General features: G+C 73.4%; 15 protein-coding genes and 1 pseudogene. 8 read left to right on the forward strand and 8 right to left on the reverse strand.

Annotated elements, in window-relative coordinates; all coding sequences use genetic code 11:
• Nucleotides 1–1187: silent information regulator protein Sir2 (locus ACFHWE_RS19260; RefSeq protein WP_416603071.1), on the forward strand; the 1187-nt coding region annotated here is incomplete at its 5' end.
• A gap of 70 nt (nucleotides 1188–1257) precedes the next feature.
• Here the strand turns inward: ACFHWE_RS19260 and ACFHWE_RS19265 are convergent.
• From ACFHWE_RS19265 to treY, 3 genes are all read right to left on the reverse strand, one after another.
• Nucleotides 1258–2226, reverse strand: a complete 969-nt coding sequence (locus tag ACFHWE_RS19265; RefSeq protein WP_416603072.1) for a TIGR03557 family F420-dependent LLM class oxidoreductase — start codon at nucleotides 2224–2226, stop codon at nucleotides 1258–1260.
• 14 nt (nucleotides 2227–2240) lie between these two features.
• The gene (locus ACFHWE_RS19270; RefSeq protein WP_416603073.1) at nucleotides 2241–2651 is read right to left on the reverse strand and encodes a ChaB family protein; all 411 of its coding nucleotides are present in this window, start codon (nucleotides 2649–2651) and stop codon (nucleotides 2241–2243) included.
• Between the two features lie 86 nt (nucleotides 2652–2737).
• A complete protein-coding gene (gene treY / locus ACFHWE_RS19275) occupies nucleotides 2738–5122 on the reverse strand; it encodes a malto-oligosyltrehalose synthase (protein ID WP_416603074.1) in 2385 nt (794 codons plus the stop codon).
• 181 nt (nucleotides 5123–5303) lie between these two features.
• Here treY and pstS point away from each other — a divergent pair, with 181 nt between their 5' ends.
• Nucleotides 5304–6449, forward strand: coding sequence for a phosphate ABC transporter substrate-binding protein PstS (gene pstS, locus ACFHWE_RS19280; RefSeq protein ID WP_416603075.1), 1146 nt, complete (start codon nucleotides 5304–5306; stop codon nucleotides 6447–6449).
• Between the two features lie 275 nt (nucleotides 6450–6724).
• On the opposite strand, the gene ACFHWE_RS19285 is transcribed toward pstS, so the two are convergent.
• Both ACFHWE_RS19285 and ACFHWE_RS19290 read right to left on the reverse strand, forming a co-directional pair.
• Entirely contained in the window at nucleotides 6725–6901 is a 177-nt protein-coding gene (locus ACFHWE_RS19285; RefSeq protein ID WP_416603076.1) for a DUF397 domain-containing protein, read from the reverse strand.
• The gene (locus ACFHWE_RS19290; protein WP_416603077.1) at nucleotides 6898–7200 is read right to left on the reverse strand and encodes a Scr1 family TA system antitoxin-like transcriptional regulator; all 303 of its coding nucleotides are present in this window, start codon (nucleotides 7198–7200) and stop codon (nucleotides 6898–6900) included. Before ACFHWE_RS19290 ends, ACFHWE_RS19285 begins: the two co-directional genes overlap by 4 nt.
• Between ACFHWE_RS19290 and ACFHWE_RS19295 the strand changes: the two genes are divergently transcribed.
• Nucleotides 7099–7647: a hypothetical protein gene (locus ACFHWE_RS19295; RefSeq protein ID WP_416603122.1), complete on the forward strand. Its 549-nt coding sequence runs from the start codon at nucleotides 7099–7101 to the stop codon at nucleotides 7645–7647. The genes ACFHWE_RS19290 and ACFHWE_RS19295 overlap by 102 nt on opposite strands.
• Nucleotides 7641–7829 (forward strand): annotated as a pseudogene (locus ACFHWE_RS19300) (amino acid--tRNA ligase-related protein); the annotation flags it as partial. The gene ACFHWE_RS19295 and the pseudogene ACFHWE_RS19300, both read left to right, overlap by 7 nt.
• A gap of 51 nt (nucleotides 7830–7880) precedes the next feature.
• Here ACFHWE_RS19300 and ACFHWE_RS19305 read toward each other — a convergent pair.
• The 3 genes from ACFHWE_RS19305 to ACFHWE_RS19315 all read right to left on the reverse strand — a co-directional run bounded on the left by ACFHWE_RS19305 (nucleotide 7881) and on the right by ACFHWE_RS19315 (nucleotide 11600).
• A complete protein-coding gene (locus tag ACFHWE_RS19305) occupies nucleotides 7881–9479 on the reverse strand; it encodes a glycosyltransferase (RefSeq protein WP_416603078.1) in 1599 nt (532 codons plus the stop codon).
• A gap of 173 nt (nucleotides 9480–9652) precedes the next feature.
• Nucleotides 9653–10651: an NlpC/P60 family protein gene (locus ACFHWE_RS19310; RefSeq protein WP_416603079.1), complete on the reverse strand. Its 999-nt coding sequence runs from the start codon at nucleotides 10649–10651 to the stop codon at nucleotides 9653–9655.
• Between the two features lie 487 nt (nucleotides 10652–11138).
• The gene (locus tag ACFHWE_RS19315) at nucleotides 11139–11600 is read right to left on the reverse strand and encodes an Rv3235 family protein (protein WP_416603080.1); all 462 of its coding nucleotides are present in this window, start codon (nucleotides 11598–11600) and stop codon (nucleotides 11139–11141) included.
• Between the two features lie 144 nt (nucleotides 11601–11744).
• On the opposite strand from ACFHWE_RS19315, the gene ACFHWE_RS19320 reads away from it, so the two are divergent.
• The 4 genes from ACFHWE_RS19320 (at nucleotide 11745) to ACFHWE_RS19335 (ending at nucleotide 17695) form a co-directional block, all read left to right on the forward strand.
• Nucleotides 11745–12560: a glycerophosphodiester phosphodiesterase gene (locus ACFHWE_RS19320; protein WP_416603081.1), complete on the forward strand. Its 816-nt coding sequence runs from the start codon at nucleotides 11745–11747 to the stop codon at nucleotides 12558–12560.
• A gap of 6 nt (nucleotides 12561–12566) precedes the next feature.
• Nucleotides 12567–13973, forward strand: a complete 1407-nt coding sequence (locus ACFHWE_RS19325) for an MFS transporter (RefSeq protein ID WP_416603082.1) — start codon at nucleotides 12567–12569, stop codon at nucleotides 13971–13973.
• Nucleotides 13974–14051: 78 nt separating this feature from the next.
• Nucleotides 14052–17018, forward strand: a complete 2967-nt coding sequence (locus ACFHWE_RS19330; RefSeq protein WP_416603083.1) for a DEAD/DEAH box helicase — start codon at nucleotides 14052–14054, stop codon at nucleotides 17016–17018.
• Nucleotides 17015–17695, forward strand: a complete 681-nt coding sequence (locus ACFHWE_RS19335) for a hypothetical protein (RefSeq protein ID WP_416603084.1) — start codon at nucleotides 17015–17017, stop codon at nucleotides 17693–17695. The genes ACFHWE_RS19330 and ACFHWE_RS19335 overlap by 4 nt, the downstream gene beginning before the upstream one ends.
• The last annotated feature ends 17 nt before the right edge of the window (nucleotides 17696–17712 follow it).

The raw sequence follows: 17712 nt of genomic DNA on the forward strand, positions 1-17712 counted from the left end.
GCGACCGCCTCTCCCAGTGGGACCCCCACGACGGCGCCAGCCAGATCTGGGACCTCATCGAAGTCGACGGCGGCACCGGCCCCACGGACCCGCCCGAGCCGACCGATCCGCCGGACGGTTCGGCGATCCACGCCGCGCCCGGCGGCAGCAGCGGCGCCTCCGGCAGCGCGTCGAACCCGACCACGCTCACCTCCGCGATCGACCGCGTCGACCCCGGCGGCACCATCTACCTGCGCGGCGGCACCTACCGCCTGTCCCAGACCGTCACCATCGGCGGCAACGGCGGCAGCTCCAGCGGACGCACACTGCTGTCGGCCTACCCGGGTGAGACGCCGGTGCTGAACTTCTCCGCGCAGAGCGAGAACTCCTCCAACCGCGGCCTGTCGCTGAACGCCTCCTACTGGCACCTGCGCGGCCTGGTCGTGGAGCACGCCGGGGACAACGGCATCTCCATCGGCGGCAGCCACAACATCGTGGAGGGCACCACCACCCGCTTCAACCACGACACCGGTCTGCAGATCTCGCGTGCCTCCTCCAGCACGCCGCGCAGCCAGTGGCCCGCGCACAACCTCGTGGTGTCCTCGGTCTCCCACGACAACGCCGACTCCGACGGCGAGGACGCCGACGGGTTCGCGGCCAAGCTGACCTCCGGTGAGGGCAACGTGTTCCGCGACACGGTGGCCCACCACAACATCGACGACGGCTGGGACCTGTACACCAAGACCGAGACCGGCGCGATCGGCGCGGTGACCATCGAGGACTCGCTGGCCTACGGCAACGGCACGCTCAGCGACGGGACACAGAACGCCAGCGGCGACCGCAACGGGTTCAAGCTCGGCGGCGAGGACATCTCGGTCCGGCACGTGATCAGGAACAACGTGGCCTACGACAACGGCAAGCACGGGTTCACCTACAACCGCAACCCGGGGCCGATGACGGTGGTGGGCAACGTGAGCGTCGGCAACGAGGTCCGCAACTTCAACTTCGACGGCGGGTCGTCCTACTTCCGGGACAACACCTCCTGCGACGGCGGCTCCACCGACCGGTACTACGGCGACGCCGACGGCTCCAACCAGTTCTGGAACGGGTCGAACGGGTCGCGCTGCTCGTCCTACAGCGGCGGGCTGGACTGGTCCTTCACCGGTGACGGCCAGCTCGTGGTGACCATCGGCGGCAACCGGGTCTGACCCCCGGCCGGAACGACGGCGGGGTCCGCACGGTTCGTGCGGACCCCGTTCGCGTTCACGGCCCGGCGTGTCAGGTGCGTACGCCCATCCGCCGCAGGGGCTCGGCGAGTTCGGTCTCGAAGAACGTGAAGAACCCCTGCGGGTCGGGGCCGGCGTTGATCAGGCACAGGTGGTCGAAGCCGGCGTCGGCGAACCGGGAGACGACCTCCAGGTGGCGGTCGGGGTCGGGCCCGTGGCCGAAGGTGTCGGCCATCTCCTCCTCGCCGACGAACGCGGTGGCGGCCTCGAAGTTCACGGGGTTGGGCAGTTCGGCCTGCACCTTCCATCCGGTGGCCCCGAAACGGAACATCGCACGGGCCGACTCCAGAGCGCCCTGCTCGCTGTCGGCCCAGGCCAGGGGCACTTCGGCGTAGCGCGGCCCGGTGCCGCCGCCGTCCTCGTACACCCTGGTGAGTTCGCGCTCGGGTTCCGTGCAGAAGAGGCCGTCGCCGAGTTCGGCGGCCAGGGCGGCGGCGCGGGGGCCGCCCGCGGCCACCAGGATCGGCGGCGGCTCGTCGGGGAGGTCGAACACCCGGGCGTCCTCCAGCGCCAGGTGCCTGCCCCGGTAGGAGTGGTATCCGCCGGACCAGAGGAGGCGGATGATCTCGATCGCCTCCCTCAGCATCTCGTGGCGCGTGGCGACGTTCGGCCATCCCTGGCCGACCACGTGCTCGTTCAGGCGCTCGCCGGAGCCCAGCCCGAGGCTGAACCGCCCGTCGGAGAGGATGGCCGTGGTCGCGGCGGCCTGCGCGACGATCGCCGGGTGCACGCGCAGGATCGGGCAGGTCACACCGGTGGCGAGTCCGACGGTGTCGGTGCGCTCGGCCATGGCGGCGAGCATCGACCACACGAACCCGGCGTGCCCGTGGTCGAACAGCCAGGGGTGGAAGTGGTCACTGACCTCGACGAAGTCGAATCCGGCCTGTTCGGCGCGGATCGCCTGGTCGACGATCTCGCGGGGCCCGTACCCCTCCGCGAAGAGCTTGTAGCCGACCTTCATGTCTGCCTCCCGTATCAGGTCGTGCCGCCGGAGCCGGAGGTGCGCCGTTCGCTCTCCCTGCGCAGGGCCTCCACGAGTTCGTCCTTGTCCATGGACGAGCGGCCCTGGATCCCCAGGTCCCTGGCCTGTGCGTAGAGGTGTTCCTTGGTGGCGTTGGCGTCGACGCCTCCGGCGGTCGGCAGGTCGCGGCCGCGTCCCGCCTCCGGGTTCTCGGCCTGGGCGTCGGAGGGGCCGCTGCGCTGCTTGGGCACCCACCGGTCGCCGTACTTCTCGAACTCGTGCTTGACCGCCGCGAACGCGACGCGGTGCGCGCGTTCGCCCTCCCCGTACTGTTCGACGGCCGAGTCGTGGGCCTTGACCCAGGTGTCCTGGGCCTTCTGCGGCGACCTCTGGAGGGTCGCGGGGAGTTCGCTTCTACCGGGCACCGGTCTCATCTCCCCTGTTCGGGACGGTTCACGGTGTAACCCACCATGCCCGGAGCGGGGTCACGCGAAAACCAAGGAGCCGGTGCCTACTCGCGGACCAGGACGGCGACGGGGTAGTGGTCGAGCAGGTCGGCCAGGGGCGCGGCGGTGAAGCCGTCGCTGCGCACGGGCGCGACGGCGCGGCCGGTGAGGCGGTCGGTCCAGGTGCCGGGGCCCGAGGGCAGCGGCAGGACGGTGTCGCGCCAGCCGCCCGTGTCGGCCAGGGTGAGCGGCAGCCGGGTAGCGACGGCGGCCAGGTCGGGGAAGCGGCCCCAGGCGGAGGTGCGGGCGAAGGCGACGGCGTGGGCGGCGGCCGGTCCGGTGGCGGTGAGCGGCAGGTAGCCGGTGGGGCGCAGGTCGCGGCGGGCGTGCAGGCAGGCGCGGACGAGGTGGAGTTTGGCGGCGCCGGTCGCGTCCACGGGCGGGCGCCAGCCGCGTTCGACGCGGCTGAGGAGGTCGTCGCGGGTGTCCCAGTCGACGGGGCGGCGGTTGTCGGGGTCGACCAGGGACAGGTCCCACAGTTCGGTGCCCTGGTAGAGGTCGGGGACGCCGGGGCCGAGGAGGTGCAGGGCCTTCTGGCCGAGGGAGTTGCTCCATCCGGCGCCTTCGACCCGGTCGACGAGGGCGGCGACCTCGCCGCGCAGGGCGACGTCGCCCAGGACCCGGTCGGGCCAGGCGCGCACGTGCTCCTCGAAACCGGGGTCGGGGTCGGTCCAGGAGGTGCCCAGGCGGGCCTCCTTGGCGGCTTTGAGCAGGTAGGCGGTGAGGCGTTCGGTGCTGATGGGCCAGGCGCCGACGAGGGTCTGCCAACCCAGGAGGTTGAGGGAGGGCTCGGGCAGGGGGCACCGCTCGGTCCAGCGGCGCACGGCGGCGGTGAAGTCGTCGGCGATCTCGGTGAGGGCGGCCAGGCGGGCGCGCACGTCCTCGGAGCGCTTGGTGTCGTGGGTGGACAGGGTGGTCATGGTGCGGGGGGCGGTGGCCTCGCGGTGGGCGGCGCGCTGGTGGAACTCCTCGGGCGGGACGGAGAACAGGGCCGGGTCGCCGCCGACCTCGTTGAGGGCGGTGAAGCGGGTGCCGCGGTAGAAGGCGGTGTTCTCGGTGCCCATGGCGGTGACCATGCCGCTGGTCTGCTGGATGCGACGGGCGGGCTCGCCGTCGGGGTCCTCGCGTACGCGCCGGTCGATGGCGTACAGGTCGTGGGCGAGGTCGGGTCTGCGGTCGGCGGCGCGGTGGACGGCCCGGGTCCAGGCGTCCTCGCCCTCGGGGAGGTAGGAGCGGTAGACGTCGAAGGAGCACAGGAGTTCGGTGACGGCGTCCTCGCGCTGGCGCACGGCCATGCCGGAGGGGCGGGGGGTGTTCTCCGGGGGCTGGGCGGGCAGCAGGGCGGCGATGCGGCGCACCTCGGCGTGCAGGAGGCCTGCGGCGGCCTGGCGGCGGGCGCGGGTGTCGACGGCGTCGGTGTCGGTCTCCACACCCTCCTCGACGGCCAGGGCGGTGAGCGCGTCCTCTCCGGCGGGGTCGGTGAAGACACCGCACACCTCGCGCAGGGCGTCGTAGCCGGTGGTGCCGTCCACGGGCCAGGAGGCGGGCAGAGCCTCGTCGGGGGCGAGGATCTTCTCGACCACCACCCACCCGTCGAAGCGCTCGGTGAGGCGGCGCAGGTAGCCGCCGGGGTCGGTGAGGCCGTCCACGTGGTCCACGCGCAGGCCGTCGAGCTGGCCCAGCGCGGCCCAGCGCAGGATCTCGGCGTGGGAGGCGTCGAAGACGCCGGGTTCCTCGACCCGGACGGCGGCGAGTTCGCTGACGTCGAAGAAGCGGCGGTAGGTGAGTTCGCTGTCGCCGCGGCGCCAGGAGACGAGCCGGTAGTGCTGGCGCCGGTGCACGGTGTCGGCGGTCTCACCGGGGCCGTGGGTGCCGGGGGCGAGGGGGTAGCGCTTGTCGTGGTAGGCCAGCGCGCCGTCGGCGATGGTGAGCTGGTCCAATGCGGCGCGGCCGCCGTCACCGTCGTCGGCCAGGACCGGGATGAGCAGGGGGCCGGCGTCGAAGTCGATGTCGAAGCAACGGGCGTAGGCGGAGTCGCGGCCGTGGCGGAGCACGTCCCACCACCAGGGGTTGGCGGCGGGGTCGGCGACGCACATGTGGTTGGGCACGATGTCGGCGACCACGCCCATGCCCAGGCCGTGCGCCTTGACGGCGAGGGCCTCGCGGGCGGTGTCGCCGCCCAGGGCCGGGGAGACCCGTGTGGGGTCGACCACGTCGTAGCCGTGCTGGGAGCCGGGGGCGGCGGCCAGGATCGGGGACAGGTAGACGGCGCCCGCGCCCAGGCGGTTCAACTGGTCCAGCCGAGCCGCCGCGTCGGCCAGGCCGAACTCGGGCCGCAGCTGGAGGCGGTAGGTGGAGGCCGGTTCTCGGATGCTCTTGTGGGCGCTCATCACGCTTGACTGTGCCCGCGCCGTCCGCGAGTCATGCACGGTGGAGGCGGCGAGTGGTGCCCGCTGCGCACCGGGGCGTGTTCGTCCGTGCGGTGACGCGATGGTTAAATCCTTGGGGGCCGCGCACCACCAGCCACGACGTGCCCAGGCCACCGGAACCGACGAAGAGGTGAGAAGAGCCGTGCCCGTGTCCAACCAACGTGCCCGTTCCTTCGGCCGAGGCGCCCGGGGTGCGGCGTCGGCGGCCCTGGCGGGCCTGCTGCTGTCGGCGACCGCCTGCGGCAGTGACGAGGCCGTGCCCGGGGGGCCCGGTCTGGCGGTCCCCGACGACCTGGAGTGCTTCTCCGGGAGCCTGTCGGGGGCGGGGTCCAGCGCCCAGGAGAACGCGATGACCACGTGGATCGCCGGGTACCAGTCGGCGTGTGAGGGCGCGCGGGTGTACTACGACTCGATCGGGTCCGGCGGCGGGCGCAGCCAGTTCATCGACGACGCTGTGGACTTCGCCGGTACCGACGCGGCGATGGGTCCGGAGGAGAACGCCGAGGCGCGGGAGCGCTGTGCGGGTTCGGACACGTTGAACCTGCCCGCCTACGTGGTGGCGATCGCGGCGGTGTTCACGCTGGAGGGCGTGGACTCGCTGGACCTGACGCCGGACACCCTGGCGCGGATCTTCAACCGGGACATCACGCGCTGGGACGACCCGGCGATCGCCGAGACCAACCCGGGCGTGGACCTGCCGGACCTGGAGATCACGCCGGTCAACCGGTCCGACGACTCGGGGACGACGGAGAACTTCACCCGCTACCTGTCGGCGGCGGCCCCGGAGGCGTGGCCGCACGAGCCCGATGGGCAGTGGCCGATCCGGCCGCGTGAGTCGGCGCAGGGCAACAGCGGTATCGCCGACACCGTGAAGCGGACCGAGGGCGCGATCGGCTATGTGGAGATGTCGCACATGCACGGCATGTCGGCGGTGAACCTCGGGGTGGGCGGCGAGTTCGTGGAGATCTCCCCCGAGGCCGCAGCCCAGGTGGTCGCGGGTTCCCCGCTCAGCGACACCAGCACCGGTGAGCACGACCTGGCCCTGGACCTGGACTACGGCACGACCGAGCCGGGCACCTACCCGATGGTGCTGGTGAGCTACGAGGTGGTGTGCTCGGTCTACCCCGACGCCGACGCGGCCGGGAAGGTGCAGGCGTTCCTGCGCTACATCGTCAGCCCGGAGGGGCAGGACAACGCCTCGGAGGAGACCGGGTCGGCGCCGGTGAACGACCGGCTGCGCGAGCAGTTGCTGGCCTCGATCGACTCGATCACCGCCGAGGAGGACTGAGGGCGGCGCCGTCGGCGTGGTCGATCGCGCCGACCGGGAAGGCCCGGCCGCCCGGGGTGTGGGCACCGGCCGGGGCCTTGCCGTCCAGGGCGGCGGTCAGCGGTCCGTTCGCTGCCGGGCGTTCGAAGACGCGCAGAGCGGCGCGGCGGCCTGGCCGGGTCCGAGAAGCAGGGGGCGCTCCGGAGACCGAAAGAGGACCACGCGTGGTACGGCCAGACCACAGCATGGAGAATCGGCCCCGCCAACACCTGGCAGGGCCGGTCCGTGCTGGCGGGCTATTGGACGCGCACGGCAGCCAGCAGAGCCACCCACTCCTGAGCCGGAGCCGAAAGGTGCCCCAGATCGCGGTTCTGGGTGTCACGGACCAGTGCGTCAGCCCCCTCGGAAACCTCGACACAACTTCCGCTACCACTGCTGTAGCTGGCCTTGTGCCACACGCGTTCTTCAGTCATCGTCCAACCATCTCTCGCAGCATGTGAAGCGTCGCCGCCTCTGACAGAGCCTCTCCCTGGAGAAGCCCGAACGAGGTCACGCACTCCTCATATCGGCCTTTATCGCTGATCACCGCCTTCCCGGTCATGTACTCCGCAGAGGCCACGGATGGCTCATCGGCGAACGTGTACAGACGGAACGGTCCACCGCTCCCGTAGTGGCGTCCGGTGTCTCGGGGGATGATCTGACGGGGTTGGACTTCGAGGAGCTGCCCGCCAACGACCTGCTGCCGCTGTCGGCCCCCTACTCGATGGGGCATGAGCCAGAAGCCTGGTCCTATGCGGGGCGCAACTGGGCGATGCTGCGCCACATCACCCGCCGCCCGGCTCCGCCGACCACTGTCGTGGCGGGTGAGGGGGGCGATGAGTTGCTGCTGGGCCAGGTGTTCGCCGTCGCGGACCGGATCGCCCGCGGTGACGCCGAAAACGGGTGGAGGGAAGCCGACACCTTCCCCGACCCGGCACGGGTGCGTGCCGTCCTCACCCACCTGCTCGCCGGGGACTACGACGCCCCCCGCGCCCGCCTGCAACGCGCTCTGAGCGAGGTCCCCTCCTGGTTCACCCAGACGTGGATGGACGAGGCCGCCGTCCTGCCCCGCCTCACTGACAGCTACCCCCGCCTCGGTGAGCCCGGCGGCATGACCGTCGCCTACTCACGCGGCCTGTTCGCCGAAGCCGGGGCCGCCGGACGAGCCCAGTGCGATTGATGGCCTCCGGTGGCGACCCCGAGGCGATGCAGCTCGACGAGGACTTCCTCCAGGCGCTGGAGTACGGCATGCCGCCGACCGCTGGCGTCGGGGTCGGGATCGACCGGCTGCTCATGGCCTTCACCGGCAAGAACATCCGGGAGACCGTGCTCTTCCCGATCGTGAAGCCGACCGGGAACTAGAGCCGGTGGAACCGGAGCCCCGGCGCCCTTGGGCACCGGGGCTCGCTCGCGTCAGGAACGGTGCCCGGAGGGGCCGCCCGGGTGGCGCCAGGCCCGGAGCCACTCCACGATCCGCCCCACACCGGGCGCGGCGGCCCCGCTCCGGGGGCGCCCCCGTCCGGAGCGCCCGTCGGCTCCCTCGTCCTCCTCGGCGCGGGCCGCCTCGACCGGCCGGGACAGGTCGGGCGGTCGGCGCGGCGGCGGTGGCACCGACCGGTACAGCGACAGGTCGGCCAGGGTCTCCTCGCCCGCGTGGATACGGTAGCGCCCGTGCAGCTGGGCGACCACGTCGCCCAGGTCCTCGCCGTCGCGGCGCACGCGCAGGGCCCGGGCCAGCGCCCTGGTGCGCCAGAGCCGCACGGCGCGCTCGCCCGAGGACGCGGCAGCGGGGAAGAGTTCGGTGAGCCCGGAGCGGGCGCGTTCGGCGCTGGCCAGCAGCCGGGACAGGGCCACCTGGCCCAGGCCCCACCCCACGGGGACCTGGAGCAGGAAGGGCGAGGGGAACCCGGTGCGGGGCGCGTTGGAGGCGAAGGACACCCGGGGCTCGCGCAGGTAGTTGGCCTGGACCAGGCGCAGGTCCAGGTGGGGGCCGGCGGCGCGCGCCGCGCCCTCCCAGTCGGCGACGAGGGTGAGGGCCAGATCGGTCTCGGCGCTGTCGAGGATCCGGTCGACGCAGCCGCGGACGAGGTCGTAGGGGGCTCCGGAGACGTCGACGACGGCGTGCACCAGCGGGACCCGGCGCCGGTGCTCGGGAAGGCGTTCGCGGTAGGCGTGCGGGTGGGGCATGTACTCGGCGAGCAGTTCGGTGCGGAAGCGCTCGGAGGGCAGGCGGGTACGGACGGCGGTGGCCCGGCCCACGTGCCAGGCGGTGGCGGCGCGTTCGGGCACCATGACGGCACCCGCCTGCCAGAGCCGGTAGCCGAACTCGGTGTCCTGGCCCAGGTCGAGGTCGGGGTCCAGGCCGCCGGCGGCCTCGTACAGGCTGCGCCGCAGGCCGGCGGCGGCCCCGACGTAGGCGTGGAAGCCCAGGTGGTCGGCGTCGCGCAGGTCGCGGCTGTCGGCCAGGAGGCCTTCGATCCAGTCGTGGTGGCGGCCGGTCTCCAGGATGTCGTGGAGGGTTCCGGCGCGGACGCGGGAGAGCACGTCTGCGGGGTCGGCGGGACCGGTGTCGGCGAAGCGGACCCTGCCGAGGGTCACGGTCTCGGCGTGGACGTGGTGCCACCGGGCCTGGGCCTCGACGAACTCGGGGCAGGCGACCATGTCGGCGTCCATCCACAGGAGGATGTCGCCGGAGCTGGCGTGTGCCCCGTAGGCGCGCGCGTACCCGGAGCCCCGGGCCCCGTCCAGGGCGGGCAGGATGCGGCAGTGGCGCGGGCGCAGGACGGGCAGGCGCAGGGGCGGCGAGGAGTGCGCGTCCACGACGACCACGTCGAGCAGGTGGTCGGGGTAGGTCTGGGCGGCCAGGGAGGCCAGCGCGAGATCGAGGCGGCGCTGGCCGCCCCGGGCGGGGATGACGACGCTGACCCGCAGTTCGGGGTCCCAGCGTCCGATCCGCGGCGGGGTCAGTCCGCCCCAGTCGTTGCGGTAGACGCGGCTGTGCACCTGTTCCACCCGGCCGCGGTGGGACACCCCGTCGACATGAGACCCTACGCGCTTATTCTGTGACACAGAGTCACTATAGCCGTGTTCTCCGCGTTCACGCGGTGCCGACGCCGCGAGTACGGCCGTCGGCCCGGGGACCGTGCCCCGGGCCGACATACGCTGCGGATTCGGGGAGGCCCCGATCAGCCGACGCGCACCGCGGAGGTGAAGACGCCGTCCCAGTAGTCGGCCAGTGCGACCTCCTCCAGGGGCTTGTCCGGGTTGGAGCCGTGGATCATCATGCCGTTGCCGGAGTAGAGGCCCACGTGGCTGGGCGCGGACTCGTCGTAGAAGAACAGCAGGTCGCCGGGTTGGACCTGGTCTCGCGAGACGCGGGTCCCGGCGTTGACCTGGTCGTAGGTGGTCCGCGGCAGGCTCACCCCGGCCTGCGCCCACGCGGCCTGGACGAGGCCGGAGCAGTCGTAGGCGTCGGGCCCGGTGCCGCCCCACTGGTAGGGCTTGCCGACCTGGGCGCGTGCGAAGTCCAGGACGGCCTGGACGTCGCCGGAGACGGCCACGTCCACGCCGGAGGCGGAGGACGTGCCCGCGGTCGGGTCCGCGCCGCCCAGTTCCTCCAGGAGTTCGGCCTGCTCGTCCAGGGCGGTCTCCCCAGCGGCCCGGGCCGCCTCGGCATCCTCCAGGGCCTGGGCCGCCTCGGTCTCGGCCCGGTCGGCCGCCTCGTGCAGGAGTTCGGCGTGCTCGAACTCGGTGACGTAGTCGCCCAGGACGGCCTGCTGGCCCTCCGACAGGAAGTTCAGGTCGGCGATGCTCTGAAGGGAGGCGTCCGGGTCGCCCTCGAAGAGCACGGCGAGCGGGTCGTGGGTCTGGCCGGTGTAGGCGGTGCGGACGATACTGCCCACGTCGCCGGACATCGAGTCCAGCTCCCCCTGGGCCTCCTCCAGCCGTTCCTCGACGTCGGCCAGTTCGGCCTCGGCCGCGGCGTGGTCCTCCTCGGCCTGGTTGTAGGCCTCGTTGAGGGCCGAGAGCTCCTCCTGCAGCGCCTCGTAGCGCTCCCGGGCCTGCTCGACCGTGGTGTCGGCCAGGGCGGTGCCCGAGGAGAGCAGCAGGGCTCCGGCCGCGACGCATCCGACCGCGGCGCCGCGGCGGGCCCCGCGCGTGCGGGTCTTGGGGTTGCGAGTCATGGGATCGGCTGCCTTTCTCCCACACCCGTCTACCGGCGCCGAGGACACGCCCGTCCGGGGCGTGCGGCGCTGTGTGGCGGGGGATCCGGTGCGGCGGCGCGGAGCCGTGCGGCCCGGGTGTCGATGGCGGCCCCTGCTCGTGGGAAGTGAGGTGAGGACGGAGGGCGAGCAGAGTACGACGGGAACCGGACACTGAACTCTTTTATGGGATCTTCAGTGCAATCCGGCTTGAAAAGAGACTAAACCACCCCCAAAGGGGTCGATGCCTATTCGTGACCTCCCCTTGGGCAACCCTCCTGACCAGCGCGATCCCTCTCTTCCCACACCCCCGCCCACTGCGGGGATACGGGAGCGCGCCCCCACCGGACCACCCCCTGAAGCGCCTCCAGAATGTGATTCACATCACTTTGATTACGGGAAGGTCTCGGGGCTGCCGCGAAGCCGAGCTCCGCCGCCCCGGCCCGGCAGGGGCCGGGGCGGCACCGGCTCACCCGGATCCGCGGGAGAGGTCGGTCTCCAGGTGGGTGCACACCCACCGCCCGTCCTCACGGCTGGCACGGAAGGCGAACGCCCGCGCACGCCGGTCGCAGGAGATCACGGCGCTCACCTCCAGGGAGGCGGGAGGGTGCGGCTGGTGGAAGACGCGCTCCAGCCGGGGCGAGAGCTCGCAGGGGACCGCCCCTCGCAGGCGGCGCAGTTCCTCGCGCACGGGCACGGCCACGAAGTCGCGCATCGCCTCCGGCCGGCGGCGACCCACCAGGACCTCCGCCATCCACTGGGCCAGGAGGCGGACATCGCCCGGGGTGCGGTGGCCCACCAGGGGCGAGCCGCAGCGCGCGGCACGCGCGGAACGGAGCGGGGTCCGGGCGGGGGTGGTGACAGGACGGCAGGCGGCGGTGCGGCGGTCGCAGACGGGGCGCGGGCACGGCCAGCGGCGTTCGTGGGTCACGGAGGGGTCCCTTCCTACGGCGAGGACGTGTGCCTTCACCCCTACAAGGAGGCGCCCGGACCGCGTTCGTGTCACCTGGAATTCCAGGTTTCGCGTCCTGATCGCGCTGGACTTACCACCGGTCACACGCGGCATACTGCACACGTGACCAACGCCTACCTTTCCTCCCCCGTCCCCATCGCCCTGGCCCACCGCGGCGGCTGGCTCACCGACGGCCGGGGAGTGCGGCGCACCGAACTGGAGAACACGGCGGCGGCCTTCCAACACGCCGTCGACCTCGGATACACCTACCTCGAAACCGACGTGCACGCCACGAGCGACGGCCGCCTCATGGCCTTCCACGACCCCACGCTGGACCGCGCCACCGACATGAGCGGCGCGATCGGCTCCCTGCCCTACCGGGAGGTCTCGCGCGCCCGCGTCGCGGGCCGCGAACCGGTGCCCGCCATGGAGGACCTGCTGGGCTCCTGGCCCCAGGCACGGTTCAACATCGACCTGAAGTCGGACGCGGCCGTCGAGCCCATGCGCGAGGTGCTGCGGCGCACCGGAGCCTGGGACCGCGTCTGCGTGGGCTCCTTCGACCAGGCCCGCCTGGACCGGGCCCGCCGCCTGTTCGACCGGCCCGTGGCCACCTCCTGCGGCCCGGTCGACGTGGTCCGCCTGTGGTCGGCCTCCCTGTCCCCCCTGCTGCGGGCCCTGGCCAGCCGGGTCCCGGTCTGCGCGCAGGTCCCGCTGCGGCAGGGGAGGTTCCCGGTCCTGAGCCGGGACCTGATCCGCACCGCGCACCGGCTCGGCCTCCAGGTGCACGTGTGGACCGTCAACGACACCGGCGTGATGGGCCGGCTGCTCGACGCCGGGGTCGACGGCATCGTCACCGACGACACCGTCGGCCTCAAGCGGGTCCTCACCCGGCGCGGCCGGTGGCACGGCGCCGCCGGCACCCCTTTCGAGAACGGATAGTCCCCCATGTCCCACGGCACGGAACCGCAGACCACCGCAGACCCCTCCCCCGACCCCGCGCAGCGCAGACGCGAACAGCGCGGCTGGTACATGTACGACTGGGCCAACTCGGTGTTCATGACGTCGGTGGTCACCGTCCTCATCGGCCCCTACATGAGCAACCTGGCCTGTGTCTCGGCGGGCGCGCCCGACACCGGGTCCTGCCGGGACTCCTCCCTGGCGCTCACCCCGCTCGGGGTGGACTGGATCACCCTGCACCCCAACGCCCTCTACCCCGCCCTGACCACGCTGGCGATCCTGCTCCAGATCCTCCTGCTGCCGGTGGTCGGCGCGATGGTCGACCAGTCCCGCCACAAGAAGCAGTGGCTGCTCACCCTGGCCGTCGCCGCCTCGGCGTGCACGACCGGCCTGTACGCGGCCACCGACGGCTACCACCTGGCGTCGGTGCTGTTCGTGCTGGCCAACGTGCTGTACGGGCTCTCGATCGTGGTCTACAACGCCTTCCTGCCCGAGATCGCCACGGCGGACGAGCGCGACCGGGTGTCGGTCACCGGCTGGGGGATCGGCTACCTGGGCGGCGCCCTGCTGCTCGCCGCCCACCTGGGGCTGGTGCTGTCCTCCGGGGCGCTGGGGATCGGCACCGACGACGCGGCCCGGATCGCCTTCGTCACCGTCGGGCTGTGGTGGGCCGGGTTCACCGTGGTCGCGATCAGGCCGCTGCGCAACCGCTACGGGGCCCTGGCGCTCAAGCGCCAGGGGCGGCCGAAGGTGGGGGCCTCCCTGCGGCAGTTCGGGCACACCCTGCGCGACATGCGCAAGTACCCCAACACCATCCTGTTCCTGCTGGCCTTCATCTTCTTCAACGACGGCGTCCAGGCGGCGATCCGCTACGCCGCGCCGTTCGCCACCCAGGACCTGCTCCTGAGCCAGGACGTCCTGATGGCCACCATCCTCATCATCCAGTTCGTCGCGTTCTTCGGGGCGTTCCTCACCGGGAGGGTGGCGCGCGTGTTGGGCTCCAAGGCCACGGTGCTGGCGACCCTGGTGGTCTGGGGCGGGCTGGTCACCGTCGCCTACTTCATGCCGGCCGGGAACGTGCCCGTGTTCATCGCCATGGGCGTGGGGATCGGCATCGTGCTGGGCGGAACGCAGTCCCTGGCGCGGTCACTGTACTCGCAGCTCATCCCCAAGGGCCGCGAGGCGGAGTACTTCAGCCTCTTCCAGATCTCCGACCGGGGATCGTCGTTCCTGGGCTCGCTGGTCATCACGATCGGGGTGAGCCTGACCGGCGGGTACCGGGTGGCGATCCTGTCCCTCATCGCCTTCTTCGTCCTGGGCGGCGTGCTGCTGTGGCGCACCCGGATGCGCGAGGGCATCGTCGCGGTCGGCAACGAGGTCCCCGAACGCCTGTGAGGCGTTGCCCGCGCAGGCCGCGTCCCGCACTGTCGTGGGCGGCGCCCATACTGGGAGGCCGACGACGAGGAGGCGGCGGTGCGGGTTCTGCACGGTGTGTGGGCGGGCGACGCACTCATGGTGTGGGGCGAGGCGCCGCCGGGGGAGGTCCGCACGGCCGGGCGGGGTGAGCACCCCTTCGCCCTGGACACCGGTGCCCTGCGGTCCCTGCTGGGCTCCCTGGGGGCCGGGAGGGCGCCGTCCGCCGAGGCGGGCGAGGTGGTGCTCACCCTGCCCGGTGACGGCGGCGCCCCGGCGCACTCGCTCCGCGCCGACCACTGCCCCGCGCGCCTGGACCCCTGGCGGGTCCCGGCGCTGCGCCTGGACGCGCCACGCGCGGACGCGCTGCTGGCGGCACTGGCCGCCCCCGCCGAGGGGGAGGTGCGGATCGGCCCGGCCCTGGCCCACCTGCGGGCCGTCCACGGGTTCGCCGAACGGCTCGTGGACGCCGGATGCGTCCTGCCCGACCTGGTGGGCGACCCGCCGCGCGCCCGGTGGCGGCCCGCGCCGGTGGACGAGGCCGCCGACCACCTGTCCGCACTCACCGACGCGCTTCCGGCCGCCGCGCGCGCCCACCTGCCCGGCACCGGCGCGCAGGAATGGGCGCGCACCTGCGTCCTCGCCCCCGCGGAACTGCTCACCGACGCGGTGGCCCGGCGCCGCACCCGGCCGGGCTCCGGCGAGGGGGACGGCCCGGCCCACCGGCTCGCCGCGGCGCTGACCGGCACCGGGTCCCGTGTGGACGAAGGCACCGCCGCTGCACTGCGCGAACCGCTGCGCCGCTGGCGCTCCCGGGTGCGCGGTGCCGGACGGGCCCGGTTGTCGCTGGTGCTGCGCGAACCGGAGGGGGGCACCCCGTGGGCGGTCGAGTTCTGGGTGGACTCGACCGCCGACCCGGGGCTGCGGCTGCCCCTCGAACAGGTGTGGCTGGGCGAGGGCGCCGCCTGGCTGCCCGCGGACGTGGGCACCACCGCCCTGGCCGACCTGCGCCGGGCCGCACGCCACTACCCCGCGCTGCGCCGCGCCCTGAGCGACCTGGCGCCCGCGCGCCTGCTCCTGGACACCGCCGGAGCCGAGGCGTTCGTGGCCCGGGCCGCTCCGGCGCTGAGCGCCGCGGGCTTCCCCGTGGTCCTGCCGCAGTGGGCCGGAGGCGACGGGCTGTCCCTGCGGATGACCGTCGAGGAGGCCCCGGCCCGGCGCCGCGGCGGGGTGAGCGCCTCCGACCTGGTCCACGTGTCCTTCCAGGCCCTGGTGCGGGGGGTGGAGGGCGGGCCGCTGTCGGAGGAGGAGCTGGACGAACTGGCCGAACTGGCGCGGCTCAAGCGCTCCCTGGTGCGGGTGCGCGGGCGGTGGATGGAGATCGACCCGGGCCGGGTGGAGTCCGCGCTGGAGGCGCTCCGGCGGCACGGGCGGCGCAGGGCCGGGGTGGGTGAGGCGGTGCGGACCGCGATCGGCGTCGCGGGAACCGCTCCCCTGCCCGTCACCGACGTGGTCGCCCAGGGTGCGGTCGGCGCCCTGCTGGAGGGCGGGTCCGGCGCCGAACTGCGGCCCATGGGCACGCCCCCCGGGTTCGAGGGGGCGCTGCGGCCGTACCAGGACCGCGGCGCCTCGTGGCTGCGCTTCCTCGGCGAGCTCGGGCTCGGGGCGGTCCTCGCCGACGACATGGGGCTGGGCAAGACCGTGCAGTTGCTGGCACTGCTCGCCGACGAGCGCTCCGCCTCCCCCTCCCCGGGCCCCACCCTTCTGGTGTGCCCGGTGTCGCTGGTGGGCAACTGGGTGCGCGAGGCCGAGCGGTTCACCCCCGGGCTGCGCGTACACGTCCAGCACGGGCCCGACCGCCCGACCGGCAACGCCCTGGCCCGCCTGGTGGGCGGCTGCGACCTGGTGGTGACCACCTACGGCGTGGTGGTGCGCGACCGCGAGCAGATGGCCGCGCTGCCCTGGCACCGGGTGGTGTGCGACGAGGCCCAGGCGCTGAAGAACAGCACCACCCGCCAGGCCCGGGCGGTGCGGTCGCTGCCCGCCGCCGCGCGAATCGCGCTCACCGGGACCCCGGTGGAGAACAACCTGGGCGAGCTGTGGTCGGTCATGGACTTCGCCAACCCCGGGATGCTGGGGTCGGCCGAGGGCTTCCAGCGCTCGATCGCCCACCGCGCCGAGTCCGGCGACGAGGCGGCGACGGGCCTGGTGCGCCGCCTGACTCGCCCGTTCGTGCTGCGCCGGGTCAAGACGGACCGGTCGGTCATCGCCGACCTGCCCGAGAAGTTGGAGATGCGTGCCTGGTGCACGCTCACGCCCGAGCAGGCCTCGCTGTACAAGGCGGTGGCCGACCACACGGCCGAGCGCATGGCCGAGGCCGACGAGAAGGAGCGCAAGGGCCTGGTCCTGGCGGCGATGGCGCGGCTCAAGCAGATCTGCAACCATCCGGCCCAGTTCCTGGGGGACGGCTCGGCGCTGGCCGGGCGCTCGGGCAAGCTGGACCGGTTGGAGGCGATCCTGGCCTCGGCCGCGGCCGAGGGGGACAAGGCCCTGTGCTTCACCCAGTACACGAGCTTCGGGGAGCGCCTGGCGCCCTACCTGCGCTCCCGGCTGGGGGTGCCGGTGCTGTGGCTGCACGGGGGCACGCCGCGCGCCGAGCGCGAGGAGCTCACCCGGCGCTTCCAGGAGGCGCCGGGGCCGGTGGTGTTCCTGCTCTCGCTCAAGGCGGCCGGGACGGGGCTCAACCTGACCGCCGCCAACCACGTGGTGCACGTGGACCGGTGGTGGAACCCGGCGGTGGAGGACCAGGCCACCGACCGGGCGTTCCGGATCGGGCAGCGGCGCGACGTCCAGGTGCGCAAGCTGGTGTGCGTGGGCACCGTCGAGGAGCGGGTGGACGAGATGATCGAACGAAAGAGGGCGCTGGCCGACGGCGCGGTGGCCGACGGGGAGCAGTGGCTGGCGGGGCTGTCGGTGGCGGACCTGCGCGAGGTCGTGCGCCTGGCCCCGGAGGCGGTGGCCGGATGAGCGCGACGTGGTCGGCACTGGTGGAGGCGGCGCTGGGGCCGGCCGGCCCGGCGGACGGGGTCCGGGTGGAGCGGTGGTCGGTGCGCCCGGGCGAGGTGCTGGCGCGGGTGGCCGACGCGCGGGGCGGGCACGAGGTGAGCCTGATCCGGCCCCTGCTGGCCGGACCCGAGTGGGACCGTGTGGGAGCGGCGCTGGCCTCGCAACCGGTGTTCCGGGCCCGGCTGCTCTCCGGCGGCCTGCCCCCGGCCGCCGCGCGCGTGTTCGAGGTCCTGGGCCTGGACCTGGTGCCGCGCGGGTGGGAGGGGATCGTGGCCACCTGCTCGTGCGACCACTGGGGCGGCCGGTGCGCCCACGTGCGCACGGCCGCGGCGGTACTGGGGAGCGAAGCCGACCGGGACCCGTTCACCCTGACCCTGTGGTGGGGGTGCGGACGCGACTCCCTGATCGCCCGGGTCGGCGCCTCCTCCGTGGAGGGGGGCCCGGGGTCCGCCGAGGGTGCCGGGCCCGGGGAGGGAAGCGGTGCGACGGGGGCCGCCGCGTTCTGGGCGGCTCCGGAGCCGCCCGGCCCGCCGTCCCTGCCGCGGGAGGCGGGACGGCGCGTGCGCGCCGCGGCTCCGGGCTCCGTCGCCGACACCCTTCCGGTCCCGGGTGCGGATACCACTCCGAAAGGCGAATGAGCACCGCCGAAATTCTT

Origin of the sequence: Nocardiopsis sp. LOL_012 (genome assembly GCF_048060475.1) — a bacterium.
Lineage (GTDB): Bacteria > Actinomycetota > Actinomycetes > Streptosporangiales > Streptosporangiaceae > Nocardiopsis.